General features: G+C 66.0%; 13 protein-coding genes. 4 read left to right on the forward strand and 9 right to left on the reverse strand.

Features of this window, described 5'->3' with window-relative positions:
* Positions 1-149: 149 nt before the first annotated feature.
* Positions 150-1,802: an FAD-dependent oxidoreductase gene (locus tag GS424_RS02775; protein WP_160943581.1), complete on the reverse strand. Its 1,653-nt coding sequence runs from the start codon at positions 1,800-1,802 to the stop codon at positions 150-152.
* A 252-nt stretch (positions 1,803-2,054) separates the two neighbouring features.
* On the opposite strand from GS424_RS02775, the gene GS424_RS02780 reads away from it, so the two are divergent.
* Positions 2,055-3,353, forward strand: a complete 1,299-nt coding sequence (locus tag GS424_RS02780) for an L-cysteine desulfidase family protein (protein ID WP_160943580.1) — start codon at positions 2,055-2,057, stop codon at positions 3,351-3,353.
* Positions 3,354-3,359: 6 nt separating this feature from the next.
* On the opposite strand, the gene GS424_RS02785 is transcribed toward GS424_RS02780, so the two are convergent.
* On the reverse strand, positions 3,360-4,856 hold the full coding sequence (locus GS424_RS02785; RefSeq protein WP_160943579.1) for a response regulator transcription factor: 1,497 nt from the start codon (positions 4,854-4,856) through the stop codon (positions 3,360-3,362).
* Between the two features lie 188 nt (positions 4,857-5,044).
* On the opposite strand from GS424_RS02785, the gene GS424_RS02790 reads away from it, so the two are divergent.
* Positions 5,045-6,679, forward strand: coding sequence for an FAD-dependent oxidoreductase (locus GS424_RS02790; RefSeq protein ID WP_160943578.1), 1,635 nt, complete (start codon positions 5,045-5,047; stop codon positions 6,677-6,679).
* A 163-nt stretch (positions 6,680-6,842) separates the two neighbouring features.
* Positions 6,843-8,345, forward strand: a complete 1,503-nt coding sequence (locus GS424_RS02795; protein ID WP_160943577.1) for a response regulator transcription factor — start codon at positions 6,843-6,845, stop codon at positions 8,343-8,345.
* A 307-nt stretch (positions 8,346-8,652) separates the two neighbouring features.
* Here GS424_RS02795 and GS424_RS02800 read toward each other — a convergent pair whose 3' ends face one another.
* The 7 genes from GS424_RS02800 to GS424_RS02830 all read right to left on the reverse strand — a co-directional run bounded on the left by GS424_RS02800 (position 8,653) and on the right by GS424_RS02830 (position 16,101).
* Positions 8,653-9,600 carry a 4Fe-4S binding protein gene (locus GS424_RS02800; protein WP_160943576.1) on the reverse strand — a complete coding sequence of 316 codons (948 nt, stop codon included), beginning with the start codon at positions 9,598-9,600 and terminating at the stop codon, positions 8,653-8,655.
* Positions 9,597-10,220: a 4Fe-4S dicluster domain-containing protein gene (locus GS424_RS02805; RefSeq protein WP_035584113.1), complete on the reverse strand. Its 624-nt coding sequence runs from the start codon at positions 10,218-10,220 to the stop codon at positions 9,597-9,599. The genes GS424_RS02800 and GS424_RS02805 overlap by 4 nt, the downstream gene beginning before the upstream one ends.
* Before the next feature lie 14 nt (positions 10,221-10,234).
* Positions 10,235-10,930: a TorD/DmsD family molecular chaperone gene (locus GS424_RS02810; RefSeq protein ID WP_160943575.1), complete on the reverse strand. Its 696-nt coding sequence runs from the start codon at positions 10,928-10,930 to the stop codon at positions 10,235-10,237.
* 199 nt (positions 10,931-11,129) lie between these two features.
* Entirely contained in the window at positions 11,130-11,951 is an 822-nt protein-coding gene (locus tag GS424_RS02815) for a dimethyl sulfoxide reductase anchor subunit family protein (RefSeq protein ID WP_160943574.1), read from the reverse strand.
* Entirely contained in the window at positions 11,951-12,583 is a 633-nt protein-coding gene (locus GS424_RS02820; protein WP_035584107.1) for a 4Fe-4S dicluster domain-containing protein, read from the reverse strand. The genes GS424_RS02815 and GS424_RS02820 overlap by 1 nt, the downstream gene beginning before the upstream one ends.
* A complete protein-coding gene (locus GS424_RS02825) occupies positions 12,573-15,359 on the reverse strand; it encodes a molybdopterin-containing oxidoreductase family protein (protein ID WP_160943573.1) in 2,787 nt (928 codons plus the stop codon). Before GS424_RS02825 ends, GS424_RS02820 begins: the two co-directional genes overlap by 11 nt.
* A gap of 133 nt (positions 15,360-15,492) precedes the next feature.
* Positions 15,493-16,101 (reverse strand): hypothetical protein, encoded by a 609-nt coding sequence (locus tag GS424_RS02830; RefSeq protein ID WP_160943572.1) that lies wholly within the window; start codon positions 16,099-16,101, stop codon positions 15,493-15,495.
* A 341-nt stretch (positions 16,102-16,442) separates the two neighbouring features.
* On the opposite strand from GS424_RS02830, the gene GS424_RS02835 reads away from it, so the two are divergent.
* Positions 16,443-17,342 carry an acyl-CoA thioester hydrolase/BAAT C-terminal domain-containing protein gene (locus GS424_RS02835; protein ID WP_160943571.1) on the forward strand — a complete coding sequence of 300 codons (900 nt, stop codon included), beginning with the start codon at positions 16,443-16,445 and terminating at the stop codon, positions 17,340-17,342.
* Positions 17,343-17,503 lie beyond the last annotated feature (161 nt).

Here is a 17,503-nt window from a genome sequence, read left to right on the forward strand (position 1 = left end):
TTCGCATCGTCATGCAGTCAGCATACCGTGAACACGCGTGCATAAGCGAATCGGTCATCTTTTGCATGGAGGTATGCCGTTCGCATGCGAAGCTCGGTCGTGCTGTCCGAGCTTCGCATGCTGGGGGAGGGGTACTGTTCTTTGGGTGGCTAAGCCCAGGCTTGTGCAGCTGCTGCGTTCTCGCCGGCGATGTGCCCGAGTACCAGTCCTCCCGTCAAGGAGGTTCCCGATCCGGGGTAATACGTGCCGTACCAACCGCCTGAATTCATGCCGCCCGCGTACAGATGGGGAATGATGTCTCCGTTCCCGTCGATGACCTCGCAGTTCGTGTTGATCTTGAGGCCGCCCAGGCTCCCTAAGTTTGCGGAAATGTTCTGGTGGGCATAATAGGGAGGCTTGTCGAGAGGGATCAGCTGCGTGACGCGGTGAAGCTCGACGTCCTCGCCGGTTTCTGCGATGGTTTTGTTCCAAACGTCGAATGTCGAGACGAGCATGGCGCTGGGTACGTCGATCTTTTCGGCCAGCTCCTCAAGCGTGTCCGCCTCGAGCAGCGTGCCGTCGGCCACGGCAGACGCGGGATCGGCCGCCCAAGGCCCGACGCCCTGCTCGACCATATTCTGATCCATGATCATCCACGTAGGATTTCCGAACTGCATTTCATTTTGGAAGATGGCCCGGTATTGGTAAGCGTACGTGGCGTCTTCGCAAACGAAGCGTCGTCCGGAACCGTTCACGATAAGGCAGGGTATCTGCGGAGCCGTGTTGTCGGTAGCCTGGCCGGTGGCCATATCATAATCGATGGTGCCGCCGCAGGTGGCCAGGGCGGCGTTCACCTCAAGGCCCATGCGTATGCCGTCGCCCTGCGCCAGTTCGGATATATACGACGCCTGCGTGGTAAGATCCCAGTATTGCTGGGCGTTGAATGCGAAGGCCAATTGCTCGTTGCGATCCATGCCGCCGAGCGCCATAACGACGCCCCGGGCGGCTTTGACGTTGATGGACTTGCCGCCGTCTTCGATCTGCACGCCCACGACTCCCTTGTCAGGGTCGTAGATGAGATGCTGGGCTTTGCACTTGAAGTTGAATTGGGCCCCGAGGCGCTCCGCTTCGGCGAACTCGGTATCGGTGAGCACTCCTCCTTGACCGCCTGCGCCGCCTCCTTCGTAGACGTGGATGCGGTCGGCATGGAGGCCTTCCGTCACGTAGGGTACATGGCAGTTGCCGTACACGCGCTTCCAGGTAAGACCGATGCTCTCAAGCCAGTCGATCAACTCTGGCGCCCGGGAGCACATTGTTTTCGTCAGCTCTTCGTCCGCACGGCCCTCGGCTTGCTCGATGTAGCATTGTGCGTGCTTTTCGGGCGTATCGTCTTTGAAGTCGGTAAACTCCTTTTGAGCTTTGGTGCCCGCAGCTTGAATAACTCCGCCGGATAGCGCGGTGGTTCCTCCTGCTTTGGCATCGGCATCGTACACGAGCACCGACGCTCCTGCCTGTGCCGCAGCGCAAGCTGCCGAGAGGCCCGTGCCGCCTGCACCGAGGATGACGACGTCTGCTTCGGCATCCCAGGTGTCGGGGATGACGCCGCTAGCCGATACGGCCTGAGCGCTGTCGTTCGCTTGGCTTTGCGGCGCGCATCCTGCAAGGCCGAAGCCTGCCATGGCCGCTCCTGCGACGACGGATCCCCTCAAAAAGTTCCTGCGCGATAACGTTCCCATTGTTCCCTCCTTTGTGTTCGCGCTGGCGTCCAGCGCGGTGCCGGGCTTCGAGCTTCGCGTCCCTTGCGCGAAGCTCGAAGCGATCATGTTCCCTGCTTTGCCGTCGCGCATCCCCGCGAGAAGGGGAAAAGCGAAATCTCGGCTACCCTTTTGCGGGTGAGCGCTTGCGACGTGGGGATTCTGCGCGTTGTCGATCTGCGTAGAAGCGAGTACGGCGGCGGCCGTCATCGTCCGAGTTGCGGGACGGACGCAACTTCGCGAGCAATGCGGTGCTATTATTGCGGACAAGACGACGCGAAATCTGTCGAGGCGAGTTGGCCGGCGAAAAAGGAGTGCTTCATGGAGCGGACGGACGAGCGGTACGGGCAGTACGTGGCCATCCTCGAAGAGGAGCTCGTCGCCGCGATGGGGTGCACCGAGCCGATCGCCATCGCGTTGGCGGCCGCGCGGGCGCGCGAGCTGCTGGGAACGCGGCCCGTCCGCGTGGAGGTGGCGGCTAGCGGCAGCATCATCAAGAACGCGAAGAGCGTGGTGGTGCCCCATACGGGCGGGCTCAAGGGGATCGAAGCCGCCGCGGCGGCGGGCATCGTGGCGGGGCGCGCCGAGCGCAGCCTCGAGGTGATCGCCGACGTGTCGCCGACCGACATCGAAGAGGTCGCCGCGTACCTGGAGCGCACGCCCATCACGGTGGAGCGCGCCGACACGGGGCTCGACTTCGACATCGTCGTGCGCGTGTTCGCCGACGCTCAAGACGCTCCCGCACGCAGCGCGCTCGTGCGCATCGCCGACTTCCATACGAACATCGTGCGCGAGGAGCGCGACGGCGCCGTGCTGCGCGACGGCGCGCCTGCGTCCGAGGGCGGCGCGGCCGAGGGGATGACCGACCGCGGCGTGCTGTCGATGGAGGGCATCTGGGACTTCGCCATGACCGCGGAGTTGGACGACGTGCGCGATCTGCTCGACCGGCAGATCGCCTGCAACGACGCCATCGCGCGCGAGGGGCTGGCCGGCGATTGGGGCGCGAACATCGGCAGCGTCATGCTGGGCGCCTACGGCGACGACGTGAAGTCGCGCGCGTGCGCATGCGCCGCGGCGGCATCCGACGCGCGCATGAGCGGCTGCGAGCTGCCCGTGGTCATCAACTCCGGCAGCGGCAACCAGGGCATCACCGTGTCGGTGCCGCTCATCGTGTACGCGCGCCACCTGGGCTCCACCGACGAGCAACTTCACCGCGCGCTCGTGCTGTCGAACCTCGTGGCCATCCACCAGAAGACGGGCATCGGGCGGCTGTCGGCGTTCTGCGGTGCGGTGTGCGCGGGCGCGGCGGCGGGCGCCGGCATCGCGTACCTCGACGGCGGCGGCTACGACGAGGCGTGTCATGCCGTGGTGAACGCGCTGTCCATCGTGGCGGGCATGGTGTGCGACGGCGCGAAGCCCTCATGCGCCGGCAAGATCGCCTTCTCGGTGAACGCCGGCATCCTCGGCTACGTCATGTACCGCGACGGCCAGCAGTTCTACGGCGGCGACGGCATCGTGAAGAAGGGCGTGGAGAACACCATCGACAGCATCGCCCGTCTCGGCCGCGACGGCATGCGCGCCACCAACGACGAGATCATCCGCATCATGCTGGGAGCGTAAAGGCCGCTACTCGCCCTCCTGCGCCAGGTCGATGAGCTCCTGCTGGGAGTGGATGCCCATCTTCTCGTAGATGTGGCGTATGTGCGTGGCTACGGTGTTCTTCGACAGAATGAGCGTGTCGCGGATGTACGGACGGCTTCGCCCCTGTGCCAGCATGAGGAATATCTCGGTCTCGCGGTTCGAGAGCCCGTAGCGCCGTGCGACGGCAATGCGCCGCGCGGCGATGACGTCGTCGGCATCGGCTTCGCTGCCGCGTCCGAGAACCGCGGGGGTCGCGTCTCCCGTGCGCTCGGGAGGGTCCGACGGTTCTGCCCACACGACATCGCGCCGCGGCACCAGCAGCGTGACGATGGTGAACGCGCCGACAAGCAGCAAGCAGAATACGGCGGGGCTGCACGCGCCGCTTTCGATGAGGCTGCGTGCGGCGGGTTGCGCGACGTAGCCTGCGAACACGCCTGCGTATGCGGCGCATTCCCCGATGCCCATGAAGAACGTGGACGTGCGCCCGGTCTTCTGCGCAAGCCGGATGAAGTAGAGCACCATGATGATCTCGATGCCGGTGAACACCGCGTTCATGAGGGCGCGCGCCGCGATGGCCGCCGCCGGGGTGCCGAGCGCCGTGACGATGACGGCGAACACGAACGGCGCCGATATCCAGCGGAACAGCGCTTCGAAGTTTATGTGCCGAGAAAACAGCACGATGCCGGCGGCAAGGGCCAGCGCGAACAGCATGCCGAGGATGGTGGCGCCGGTGTCGGCGCGGGCCGAGACGTCGGCGAGCGAAACGGATGGCAGGAGGCATCCAAGGCCGTATACGGCGAAAATCACGAGGAACATGCGCGCGATGTTTCCGGCTTTCACCGTGCCCGGTGCCCTGCGTTCCCCGACGTTCTCCCGAGGTATCGCTCCCAGGTCGAGTGCGCGTTTGGAGAGCAGCAGCAGTGCTCCGGATGCGAGCGGCAGCAAGGTGACGATGCCGACGGCGACGCCTCCCTGAAAGCTCGGCACCACGATCGCGCAGAACAGCGTGGCGACGAACGAGGCGGGCACCACGGTCTCGACGACGCCCGTTTCGGTGCGTGCGAACAGGCAGGTCCACAGCAGGATGAGGATGACGGGGCCGACGCCCGTTCCCACGCCCGCGACCACATAGGCTGCAGCCTGAACGGAGCCGGACAGGAGGGGATGCGCAATGGCGCACAAGGTGCCGATCGCGGTCAGCAGGGGGCCGACCACGTACAGCGATCGGAACGTCGCCAGTTCGCGCGATCGCCCGATGAGGCTCCCTACGATGCACGCGAGGGGCGTGATGGCCGCCGAAAGCATCCATGAGGCGTCGGTTTGCAGCGCCGCGCCGTCGAACGGCAAGAACAAAGGAATGTCCCATAGGCATGTGCTCCATGCGTAGATCAGCCCGAATCCCAGCATGCGCAAAGGAAACGCGGGCTCCAGGCTCGCGGCTATGCGGTCGATCCCGCGCGGTTGCGCGGTGCTTCCGGCCATGATGCTCCTCTCGACTACCGGATGACGATACGGGACGATCCGTTGCGCGCCATCACCTCGTTGCAGTGATTTTACCCCCGTTTCCCCTGGAAAGCGCCGAGCACCTCCCTTTGCGGCGATGCGCATGCGCGCTCTTGCCTCTAGCATGCGTTCCGTTGTGGAAAGGCATCATCAGGGAGGAGAACGATATGGGTACATCGATGGATCGCCGTTCGTTTCTGGGCTTAAGCGCGCTCGGCGCGCTTGCCGCGGGGGCGGGGCTCGCCGGATGCGCGCCTCAGCAGGGTAATGCGAGCGCGCCGACGGCCGATGCAGCCGAGGGCGCTTCGCAAGAGCAGGCTTCGGGAGGCATTCCGCGTAAGGAGGGTTCTTCGACCAAGGAATGCGACGTCGTCGTCGTGGGAGCCGGGGCTGCAGGTCTCATGGCGGCCCTCAAGTTGGGCGAGGCCGGCAAGAAGGTGATCGTCGTGGAGAAAGCCCCTTCGGCTTCCATGTCGAACTTCAGCATGTGCGGCGGCCCGGCGGCATGCGAGACGAAGCTGCAGGAGCAGGAAGGCGAGACCGTCACGCTCGATACGCTGTTCGGTTACATGTACGACTTCTCGCGTACGAGCGTGAACGGCGCTCTGCTGCGCAACTGCGTGGCGGGCACGAGCGACGCCCTCAACTCCATGATCGACTTGGGAATACCGATGTCGCTGTGGCCGGACGTGTACGGTAACGGCTTCCGCGCCCGTCACTATCTGGAAAGCGAGGGGGAGGAGCGCGTGGCTCCGCTCGTGCAGGCCATCGAAGCGGCTGGCGGCGAGTTCCTGTACAGTGCAGGCGGCGAGAAGATCATCATGGAGGACGGCGCGGTGCGCGGACTGCAAACCGACAAGGGAGTCGATGTGCTGGCGCCGAACGTCGTCGTGTGCACGGGCGGCTTCCTCGGCGGCAAGGACATGCAGATGCAGGTGTTCAATACGCCGGTGTTCTCGTTAGGCAATTCGCTGTCCGACGGGGCGGGCATCAACATGGTGCTCGACGCAGGCGGCGCGCTTGACCGCAACTTCGCCATCTTGGGCAACGAGTGCGGGGCCGTGGCTGCGGCGACGCAGGGCAGTCCGTTCACGGAGGACTGGCACAACGTGAACGAGCACTACGGATACTGGCTGTTCGGAGGCTTGTACACCGATACGGCAGGCGAGCGTTTCATCGACGAGGGCCGTATCGCCGAGTTTCCGCTCGCCATCGGCGGCGAGGCGCTCGTGCGCGCCGGCAAGGCGTACGTTGTCATGGATTCGGACTATTACGAAGGGGTGCTGGGCGACGGCATCTTCGCCTACCTCGGCGAGCCTGCGAGCTGGGTGTCCGGTGCCGAGGCCGATTACTACAAGACGACGCCCGAAAACGCCGAGGCCCATCTGCAGCAGGCCATCGATGAAGGTTGGGGATGCAAAGCCGACACGGTGGCCGAGCTGGCCGAGAAGTTCTCGCTCGATGCGCTTGAGGCTACGGTGGAGCGGTACAACGGCTTCTGCGAAGCGGGCGTCGACAGCGACTTCGGCAAGGACGCAGCGTTCCTGAAGCCCGTGAAGACCGCGCCGTTTTACGCTTTCGAATACGTGCCGAGCGCATGGGGCACGAACGGAGGCGTGAAAGTGGACAGCCACCTGCGTGCGATGGATGCGGAGAACAACCCCATCCCCGGTCTGTACGTCGCCGGCGTCGATCAGGGTAGCGCCTATTGCGTGCCCTATTACACCAATCCGGGTGCGTCGGTGGGTTTGGCGCTGGGCTCCGGCGTCTACGTGGCGAAGGAGATAGCGGGCACGAAGTAGGCGCGTTTCCGTTGGCGTTCCTCGTACGTGTTCCGGTTTCCCTCCCTGCCCTCGCCGCGCTGTCGCGCGGCGAGGGTTTACCATGACCTGCTCGCTTCGGTTCGCGTATGGCGTCGTTCGGCTTGTGATACCATGGTTCGCGACGGAACCGAGGGGGGATCGCATGGCTGACGTGCGGAAAGCGGAATACGAGGAGCAGGCGTCTCCTCTGACGGAGCAGTGGCCGTACCTGCGGTTTTTGGGGCTGGGCGCGTGGTGGGCGTGGATTTGGCTCTGCTACAACTCCACGGAGATCGTGCGCATGTTCCCGGCGGGCGACCAGACGTCCAACGTGCTGCAGATGTACCTGTTCTCCACCCTGGGCATCGCGGCGGCGATGTTCTTGGCGGCTTTCGCATGGAAGCGCGTCACGGCGCTCGTGGACAAGCGGGCCGTGGTCGTCGGCTTCGGCGCGTTCGCGGGGCTGTCCACCATCTTGCTGGGATTCTCGATGGTCATGGGCGCGGGCGTGTTCTTCTTCCTGGCGGCCGTGTTCACGGGAATCGGCACCTCGTTTCTGTGCCTGAAAGTGGGGCGTATCTACGGCAGCGTGTCGCTGGGCGACTCGCTGACGGCGGGCGCCATCTCGCTGGTGTTCGCGTCGCTGCTGTACTTCGTGGGCGTGGGTATCCCGTCCGAGCTGCGGCTGTTCTATTTGGCGGCGCTGCCGTTGATCTCGGCGCTGCTGCTGGTGATGGGTGCGGCCGACCCGTTTCCGTCGGCGATGTCGGGCGCGGGCGAGAATCTCGACCGGCGCTCGCCCGAGCGGCGCGTGTACCGCAAGCTGGTGTGTGCCTCGGCGTTGGTGGCGCTGACGGCGGGCATCGGCAAGGGCGTGTCGAGCGCGCTCGTTCCCACCGAGGTGTTCGCGCGCGAAGGCGCTGTCATCGTGCTGTGCGTGGGCGCGATCGGCGTGCTGATCGCGTACGTGGTGAACCGCGGCGACGCCGTGCGCGGGGCGCGGCAGGTGTACTCGGGGCTCATGGTGCTGGGCGTGGCGATGATGCTGGCCACGTGCTTCGGCTTCGATATCGCGTACCTGAGCGTGGGCAAGGAAAGCCTGTGGCTGGTGTTCTCGTGCTTCATGGCCTACCTGGCGTTTCGCTACGATTTCTCGCCGGTGCGCATCTTCGCCATCGGGCAGGGCGTGTACTTTCTCGCGTCCACGGTGGGCTGGGCGGGCGGCGCAGCCCTGGCTCCGTACTACGGCGACGTGATGGTGCGCATGGGCGTGGGAATCGGGCTGACGTTCATGGTGATCGTCGTGCTGGTGTACGTGTTCCCCGAGATCGACCTCAAGCGCGTCATGGCGTGGTCGGTGGACGGCGATCGCGTCGGGCATGCCGCGACGCAGGGCGCGGGGACGCCCGCAGGCGCGTCTGCCGCCGCGGCACCATCGGGTGCGACGGCGCCGGCGGTCGGCATCGGGCGCGCCACCGATGCGCGCTACGGGCTGTCGGCTCGCGAGCTGGAGATCCTCGATCTGTTCGCCCAGGGGCGCAGCGCGAACTGGATCGCCGACAACCTCACCATCTCCAAGAACACCGTGCGCTCCCACCTGCGCGCCATCTACACGAAGCTCGACGTGCACACCCGCCAAGAGCTGCTCGACTTCCTGGGGGACTAGGCGAGCGCGGGGCGCGTCAGGCTTCCCTATATGCGGAAAAATCGGACTTTTGGCAATCTGGTCCTCTGTCGGGGCTCCGGTTTTCCGTTGTGGAAAAATCCGACCTGGGGTTTCACCGCTCGAAATCGTGACGGCGGCGTCCTGCGACGGCAAAACGCGGGGAGAGATTGCCAAAAGTCCGATTTTTCCGCACACAGGGAGATGAAAACGCGACGGCGACCCCGCTTCCGACCGATGTCTCGACCGGAAGCGGGGTCGCATAACGCCCGACGAGAGGCGAACGCACGGTTATAAGCAGAAAGGAAGATCAAGGCAGGGAAGCGGCGTCGGGGGTTCCGTCCGGTTGGCTGGCTTGCGGCTCGTCGCGCACCACGGCATCGCTCGGCTTCGCGACGATGCGGATGGAGGCGGTGGGGCAGTGCTTGACGCACTCGCCGCAGCGGGTGCATTCGCCCAGCTGCACGTCCGCGTCTTCGGCATGCAGGTTGATGCGCTCGGCGCACACCGACGCGCACACCGTGCACGGCTTGCCCTCGGAAGCGCGCATGCAGGTCGAGGCGTCGATGCGCGGGCGGAACAGGCGTGCGAACTGGCCGAACACGTTGAGCAGCCCGGCGACGGGACACAGGTTCATGCACCATGTACGGTATAGAACCAGCTCGATGGCGAGCGCAGCGGGGAACACGATCACCGACATGGTCACCTGCTTGTCCACGATGAGGTGCCACAGCGATCCCACCGTGCCGAACGTCAGCCCGATGGGGCACACGAGGCAGAACAGCGGGATGCCCGCGACGAGCGTCGCGACGAGCACGACGCCGAGCACCCAGGTGCGACGGTCGCGGACGAGGTGGCGCAAGCTTGCGACCAGCCCCTTCGCCTCGTGCGCGGCCGAACATGCGCGAGGCGCGCCAGTGGCGGCACCGGTTTCGGCTGCGGCAATCTCCGCTTTCGGCTCGCGGCGGAAGAACCCGCGGATCCTCGGGGCGGGGCAACCCCAGGCGCACCAGGCGCGGCCGAACAGCAGCGCGAACGCCACCACCACCGCCAGCGAGATCAGGGTGACGGGCACGAGCGCTTTGGATGCCAGCAGCGCCTCGATGCCGCCGAGGGGGCACAGCAGGAAGAACTGCCCGATGCCGAACGACGAGGGGGTGCCGATCCCCGTGTCAAAGGCGAGCGACGCGATGACCGCTGCGAACACCAGGCTCAGCGTCACGACGCGCGCTTTCGTAATGCGATCGCCCTGTTTCATCGCGCATCCTCCCTTTCCCGGAACGTTTTCTCGGTAACCACCTCGATGCCGCGCGCCTTTCCGCCGCTGAAGGACGTGAACACGTTGGCGGGGCAGATCTTGACGCACTCGCCGCAGCCGTTGCACTTCGCCGCGTCCACGACGGGACGGCGCCCTGCGTCGAAGGAGAGCGCGTCGTAGGGGCACGCGTCCACGCAGATGCCGCAGCTGTCCGTCTCCAGAAACGCCAGGCAGCGGTCCTCGTGCAGGATGGCCGCGCCGATGCGCCCCTGGTCGGGCGCGTACGGGTCCACCTCGCCGATGGCGGCGGTGGGGCACACCTCGCGGCACTTGTCGCAGAACGTGCAGCTGTCGTTGGCGAAGCTGAGCACCGGCGTGCGGGCTTGCAGCAGCCCGCGCTCGATGCCCAGCGGCTCCAACACATCGGTGGGGCACACGCTGATGCAACGCTCGCACTTGATGCAGCGCGCCATGAACTGGTCTTCGGGAAGCGCGCCGGGAGGGCGCAGCACGTCGGCTTCGGCGACGAAGGGCCGCACGCCCGCACCGACCACGACACTCGCGACGAGCGCCGCGCCTCCGATGACGAACGTCCTGCGCGTCGGGTTGTTGGCTGGCATGGTGGAACCTCCGTTTACGCCGCGGCGCTGGTGCCGTCGAGCTGTTCCAGGATGTCGCGCAGCAGGTCGCGTCCTTGCTCGAGCGCGCCCTGGGCCACGAGCAGCATGCCGGGATAGAACGTCAGCTTCGCGTATTCCTGGGCGACGTCGCGCAGCGCGGGAATCCAGTTCAGCAGGTGCCCTTCGATGAATTCCAGCTGGCGGACCACGTTGCGACGCAGCCGAGCCTTGTCCTTCGCTTGGGCCCATTCGCCCGCCCGTTCGTTCATGTTCACGAGGTATTCCAGCTCGAAGGCCAGGTGGTCCTCGGGCTCGTGCAGGTCGGGGTTCACCTGGAACCCGTCTTCGAGGAAGCGTGCCACCACGTCGTCGCGGGCGTCGCCCATCATGATGCGCTCGTTGCCGGTGAACACCGACTCGTAGGGCACGGCGGTCTGGCGCTCTTTGGTGAACACGCCGGCAGCTAGGAAAATGCGTGCGTACTCGCAGGCCAGCTGCGTGCGGCGGTCGGTCGCGGAGAACGCGAAGTAGCGGCGCACGAGGCGGTAGCCCTCGTCGAGGCAGGCGTTGCCCGTGTCGTCGGGGTACTCGGCAGCGGCCAGCTCGGCGATGGCCTGGTCGTTCAGCTCCTTGAAGAATACCTGCGAGAGAAACCGGTAGGTGGAAGCACTCTCGGAGAAGAAGCCGAGGAGTTGGGTATGGGTGAGCATGAGGGTCTCCTTTGACGAGGGATACGGTGGTGGTTTCGCCCTGTGGCGCGGGGACAACCTGAGGGAGGTGGCTTTTCGCCGTCCGCGCCGATTTGGGGCTCTCGCAGGTGATACGCCGGCGCAGGGAAAGCAGGGCGGGTCGCGCGTCAGCGCAGGGGGTGTGCGGGCCATCGCGCTTGCGACGGCCCGCACGTCTTTTCTAATCCAAAGCCATCAAGAAGAAGTCCATGAACGGGGTTCCGATCAGCCACATCACCACGCGGAGCAGGGTGGCGGCCGCCACGCCGGCCACGAGCGCGATCGCGCCCAGCACCAGCGCGTTCTTCGGCTGCTTGAGCGCCACCGCGCCGCAGGCGACGACCGCGGCCAGCGCCACGAACAGCGCCACCGTCCCCGCCATCGCGCCGTTATCGGCCGCGGCGACGTACGCCCCCGCCGAGATGCAGAACGCGGCGGCCAGAACCAGCCCCAACGCGCCGCCGACCACGGTCAGCAAGCCCGCGAAGGACACCGCCGCCTCGTCGCGCTTCTGCACCGCCTTCAGCAGCAGGTTGAGCCCGGCACCCGCCGAGGCGGCCGTGCCGAAGTAGGCCAGCGGCAACGCCACGGTCTGCCACGCGGGACGGGCCTCCATCATGTAGGACGAGCCGCAGGCGTACGTGAACACCATGCCCACGAGCAGCCCCAAAACGCCCACCGCGGTGCGCGCCTTCTCGGACGAGCCGCGTACCAGCAGCACGAAGTACACCGCCAGGATCACGCACAGCACGCCGATCATGGCCGCTTCGACGAAGATGCCCGAGGTGGGGTGGTTCAGCGCTTCGAGGATGCGGTCGACGTGGCTGAGGTGCAGCACCGACATGCAGCCGCCGACGGCCACCAGCACGAAGGCCACGATCGTCTCCATCTTGCTGGGGGCGGCGTCCTTCTTCAGCAGGTACCCCAGCATCGAGAAGGCGAACAGCCACGCGCCGGCCCCGCTGATGACGGTGAACAGGACCAATGCCCATTGGATTTCCATTAGTCCACGCTCCCCTCGGTCGTCACGTACAAGTTGGTGGTCTGGGTCAGGTCGTCGGCGCGCCACTCGCCGAACTTCGGCGACAGGATGTAGGCGGACAGCGGCCCGTTGCCGGCATCGGGCAGGTAGTGGATGGCGTCGGGCGCGGCTGCGGCCAGCTCCTTCGATACGTCGGAGTTCGGGTCGTCCAAATCGCCGTAGAAGCGCGCCTTGCCGCAGCAGTTCTTCACGCACGCCGGCTTCTCGCCCGCGGCGGTGAGGTGGTTGCACAGCGTGCACTTCTCCACGACGCGCTGCGCCTTGTTCCAGCTGCGCACGCCGTAGGGGCAGGCCATCATGCAGTATTTGCAGCCGATGCACTTCTCCTTGTTCACCAGCACCATGCCGGTCTTCTCGTCGCGGTACGACGCGCCGGTGGGGCACACGTGGGTGCAGGGCGATTCCTCGCACTGCTGGCACATCACCGGCAGCCAGTACGTGGACACGTGGGGGAACTCGCCGAACGGCTCCACCTGCACCACCTTGTTCCAACGCTCGCCCAGGGCGACGTCGTTCTCCATCTTGCACGCCACTTCACAGGCATAGCAGCCGATGCAGCGATCGAGGTTGATTACCAAGCAATTACGCGCCATAGACGGCATTACCTCCTCCGGTGTTCTCAGACGGTTCGGGCAGCCACGGGGTGAAGTCCTCGGGCTCGGTCCACACGCCCTCGGGCGCGCCGTCGGCCTTGGTTATCTTGATGGTGATGCCGCGCAGGGTGTAGGTTCCGTACACGTCGTTGAACGGGCATTCGTCGTTGTTCTGGGTCAGCAGGTTGATGTTCATGACCTGCCACGCGCGGTTCGGATCGTCCGAGTCCAGCAGCTCCGGATTCCAGAAGCGCTCCTGGTAGATGACCTTCGGCGCCACGCTCTTCGTGATGCGGGCGCGGCCCTGCGTCTTGCCGCGGCGCGATTCCAGCCACAGCCAGTCGCCGTTCTCGATGCCGATCTCGCGCGCGGTTTCCGGGTTGATCCACGTTTCCGGATAGGGGTACATCTCGCGCGTGTAGGGCGTGTTGCGCAGCGTGCCGTGATGGAAGAACGGGATGCGGCCCTGGGTGAGCACGTAGGGGTACTCGGTGTCGGTGAGCGGAGACTCGAACGGCTCCAGGTAGTACGGCAGCGGATGGTAGTTGTCGGACTGGGGGTACACGTCGGTGGCCGGCTCCATGCTGCCCGTGCCGTCGATGGCGCCCGTGTTGCCCAGTAGGATGTTGCCGTCGAAGTAGGGCTCGCAGCGCTTCGACGTGGTGTGGAAGCCGGCCGGCAGCTCCGGGTTCTCCTCGTCGGGGAACAGGTGGCTGTTGTACGACTTCTCGGCGTACTCCTCGATGGTCTGGTACTCGCTGGGCGCCTGCGCGTCGAACGTCTCCCAATCCCAGTCGTCGTGATCGTAGTAGAAGCTGCCCACGAAGTAGCCCACGTAGTCCTTGTACTCCTCGTAGGTGCGCCAGTACGTGCCGTAGAACTTGCCGGCGATGTCGGGGTTGAAGGAGTCGATGGCGCGCTGATGGCCGCGCTCGGCCAGCGCCGCGGCCAGCCACGACCAGTGCATGCACTCGTCCACGCATTCGTAGAGCTGCGTGCAGGGGCGGCGGATGGCGTAGGTGTTCAGACGGTCCTGCGCGTACGCCGTCTCGAGCCACTCGGCGGTGGGCAGCACGTAGTCGGCCAGGCACACGCTGGTGGTGGTCCAGTGCATGTACATGTGCACGTTCAGCTCGGTGGTCATCATGGCCTCGTAGAAACGCGTGGCGTTGCCGATCATGGCCAGCTTGTTGCCGCTGCGCTCGATCCAGATGCGCGGACGGTACGGCTCGCCCGTCTCGATGGCCTTGAGCACCGTGGGGATGTGGCTGGCCAGCCAGTGACCCAGGCCCTTGTGCTCGGTGTAGCCGAGGCGCGCGTTGGCCTCTTCCTCGGGCATGCGCAGCGGGTGGTCGGGATGGTGCAGGCCGAAGGGCTGCACGACGTAGTTGCACGGCTCGACGTAGCAGGGGCGATCCTGCACGATGGAGCCCGGCTGGCGGATGCAGCCCATGAGGATGTCGAGGATGGCGTCGCCCTGCGCGGCCTGCGCGGAGTTGCGAGCCTGGTCGGTCGCCACGCCCAGCGAGATGCCGGCGTTCGGGCAGCCCTCGACGTAGATCTTGATGGCCTCCTCGATCTCGCCGGCGTCGAGCCAGCAGATCTCGGCTGCCTTCTCGAGCGTCCATTCGGCCACGTGGTCCTTCATGACCTGGAACGCGGTGCGCGCCTGCTCGCCGTTCGGCAGCGTGTAGGTGCCGAACATCTCGGGGTCGAGGGAGGGATCGAAGGGGTAGGGCATGGCGACGGCCGCGTTGGCTTTCTTGTCCCACACCACGTACTCGTCTTCGCCGCCGAGGTCGAGCTCGCTCGCGCGGTAGGTGAGGCCGGTGTCTTCGTGCACGAGGAAGGGCAGGTTGGTCCATTCGCGGCAGAAGTCCTGGTCCCACAGCTCGTGCTCGATGATGTAGTTCATCCAGGCCAGCATCAGTGCCACGTCGGTGCCGGGACGGATGGCCAGCCACACGTCGGCGCGCGCGGCGTCGGGCGTGAGGCGCGGGTCGATGACGACGGTCTTCATACCGTTGTTGCGCAGGTCGGTGACCACGCGGCCCGTGGAGCCGATGCCGTGGTAGCTGGGCCCGACGCCCCACATGACGTAGGTCTTCGTGGGCGTGCACTTGTCGTCGGGCAGGATGCCGGGCAGGTACACCTCGGTCACCGGGCCGTCGGCCAGCGACGTGTCGGCCGTGCCGTTCAGGCAGAACTCCATGTGGTTGCGCGGCAGGTAGCACTGGGCGCAGCCGGGCTCGAAGAAGTTGCCGCCGCCCCATACGCTGAGGAAGCGCGCCGGGCTGAAGAACTGCGGGTTGCCGCCGCCGCCCGTGGAGCACACGAGGCTCTTCGGGCCTTCCTTCTGGTAGTACTCCCACATCACGTCGGCGATCTCGTTGATGGCCTGCTCCCAGGAGATGCGCTCCCAGTCGTTCGAGCCGCGCTCGCCCCGGCGCTTCATGGGGTACTTGATGCGGTTGGGGTTGTACAGCGCCTGGATGCCGGCAAGGCCCTTTGCGCAGGCCGCGCCCTTGTTCATGGGGTCGTCCGGATCGCCTTCGAGCTTCACCACCTTGCCGTCGCGCACGTGCGCGATCATGCCGCAGTTGTTGAGGCAGGCGCGGCAGATGGTCCTGACCTTCTGCGTTTCGCCCGACTCGGCCGCGATGGCGGGCTCGACCTGCACGAGGTTCGACCCGACCGAGCCGCTCATCGCGGCAGCGGCTGCAGCGAAGGCGCCAAGCTTCACGAAGCTGCGCCGGCTGATGTCTGTAGTAGCCAAAACGTTCCTTCCCTTCTCGTCCGTGTTCGTTGCTGATCGTGGTGCTATTCGGAGCCTGCGGGCGTCCCCTTTGGCTGGTCCCGATGAGGTTTCCGCGCCTCCGGAGGGGGTGGAGGCGCGGAAGGGGGAGGGGCTATGCGGCGCGCTGCGCCTTGCCCGTGTCGGTGGTGTGCCAGGACCCGTTCCACGCGATGCCGCCCGCGGTTTCGAGCGCGTCGATGAAGTACTGCGGGTACACGCGGGTGCGCTGGGTGGCGGGATCGGGCTGGAGCTGCGGGAACGTGTTGATGATGTCCTCGAGCTGGGCGCGCGACGCGCCTTCGTCGGCGCTGCATGCGTCGAGGACGGCGGCGAACACGTCGTGGTACGCGGGCTTGCTTTGGATGAGCGCGCGCAGCGTGGCCTCGGGCGCGTAGGCGTCGAGGAGCGCGCGGCCGGCGTCGGTGAGGGCGATGCGCGTTTCCGCGTGCGCATCTTCGGGGACGGCTTCGTCGGCCTGCAAGTCGTCGAGCGTGCCGTCGTAAGGCTCGCCGTCCACGAGCAGCCGCTCGGTCAGCGCGCCGGTGCGGACGAGGACGTCCACGCACACGGCGGGGCTCTGCTGATAGGCGTCGTCCCAGGTTTCGAGCGCGCGCGCCTCGACGGCGTCGCGGCTCTCGTCGGGAAGCTGTGCGCTGATCGCCAGGATGGCGAGCAGCGGCTTCTTGAGCATCGGGTTGTGCTCGATCACGTCGGTTGTCATGGTGTCCCCCTTGGCTTTGCTTGCAACGACCCGAGCATAGGCCGCGGCGCGGGGGTCGCGCATGCTCAGAAAAGGAGGTAATCGCGGGAGACGAGGATGGTTTTCAAGCATCAAAAAAGGACTAGTCCAAGTGGTCGCGCTGATGAGGATTATGCTTGATTGGGGATTATAAAAGCGACCGTCTTCCGACTTGCGGCCCCCATGCATCTTCGCCCGAACCGCACGCCTCAGCCGGCCGGGGCTTGCGGTTCGGGCGAAGATGCCTCCTCGGCGATGTTACAATCGTCGAGGTTGCACAAAACGGCGCGGAAGCGGGAAGCAAGGAAGCGGGAGGAGCCGGTATGGGATCCAACGAGGCTGGCGAACCCGAGCGGTTCACGGTGGAGCGCGACGGCTTTCACGGCTTTCTGCATCGTCCCGAGTGCGATCGCTTCCCCGGCAAGGCGCTCATCGTGGTGGGCGGCAGCGAAGGCGACGAAGCCATTCCCCTTGACCTGGGGCGCATGTTCGCGCAAGCGGGCATCGCGACGCTCGGCCTGTGCTATTGGAACGTGCCGGGCCTGCCGGCCGAGCTGGTGGAGGTTCCGCTCGAATCCGTCGAGCGCGCGGCCGCGTTCTTGAAGCGTTCCGGCTTCGAGCGCGTGGCCCTGTACGGCCTTTCGAAGGGCGGCGAGCTCGCCTTGCTCGCGGCATCGCTCATCCCCGACATCACCTGCGTCGTGGCGCTTTCCCCGCTCAACTATGTGATGTGCGGCATCACGGGCAACGGGTCTTTGGCGAAGAAGGGGACGGCGAACGTTTCGAGCTGGACGTGGAGGGGAAGGCCGGTCGAGCCGTTCGTGCCCGGTTTCAAAGTGAGCAAGGCGGGCATCGTGCGCCGCCTCGTCACCGAGCGGCAACTGGATATGTGCTGGCTGTACGAGCGTGCGCTGCAAAAGGCCCCGGCCGGTGCCGAGATAGCGGTGGAGAACATCGGCGGCCCGGTGCTGTTGGTGTGCGCGGCCGACGATCGCATGTGGCCGAGCGCCACCGCGTGCCGTGCGGTGGAGGAGCGGCTGCGCGCACGCACGCACCCCCATGCGGTGAAGCGGTTGGAATACGAGCACGCAAGCCACCTCATCGTGCCGCTCGCCTCGCCCTTGCTTCGCGCGTTCAAAGTGGAGCGCACTCATCCGCGCGAGTGCGCAGCCAGCCGCGCCGATGCGTTCCGGCAGACGATGGACTTCCTGCGCGCATGGTGAGAGCGTCAACCGCGACGGCGTGCGGCCGAGCCGGCGAGGGAAGGCTCAGGCGCTGCGACTGACGGTTGACCGTTGGATGCATGTCTTCATCACCCCAGGTCAACGGCATCACCCCTGAGGTTTGAGGGGTGGAAGCGGGGGTTTGGGGGCGGTTCAAACCT

The sequence above is a fragment of the Eggerthella guodeyinii genome, from assembly GCF_009834925.2.
In the GTDB taxonomy this organism is placed as follows: Bacteria; Actinomycetota; Coriobacteriia; order Coriobacteriales; family Eggerthellaceae; genus Eggerthella; species Eggerthella guodeyinii.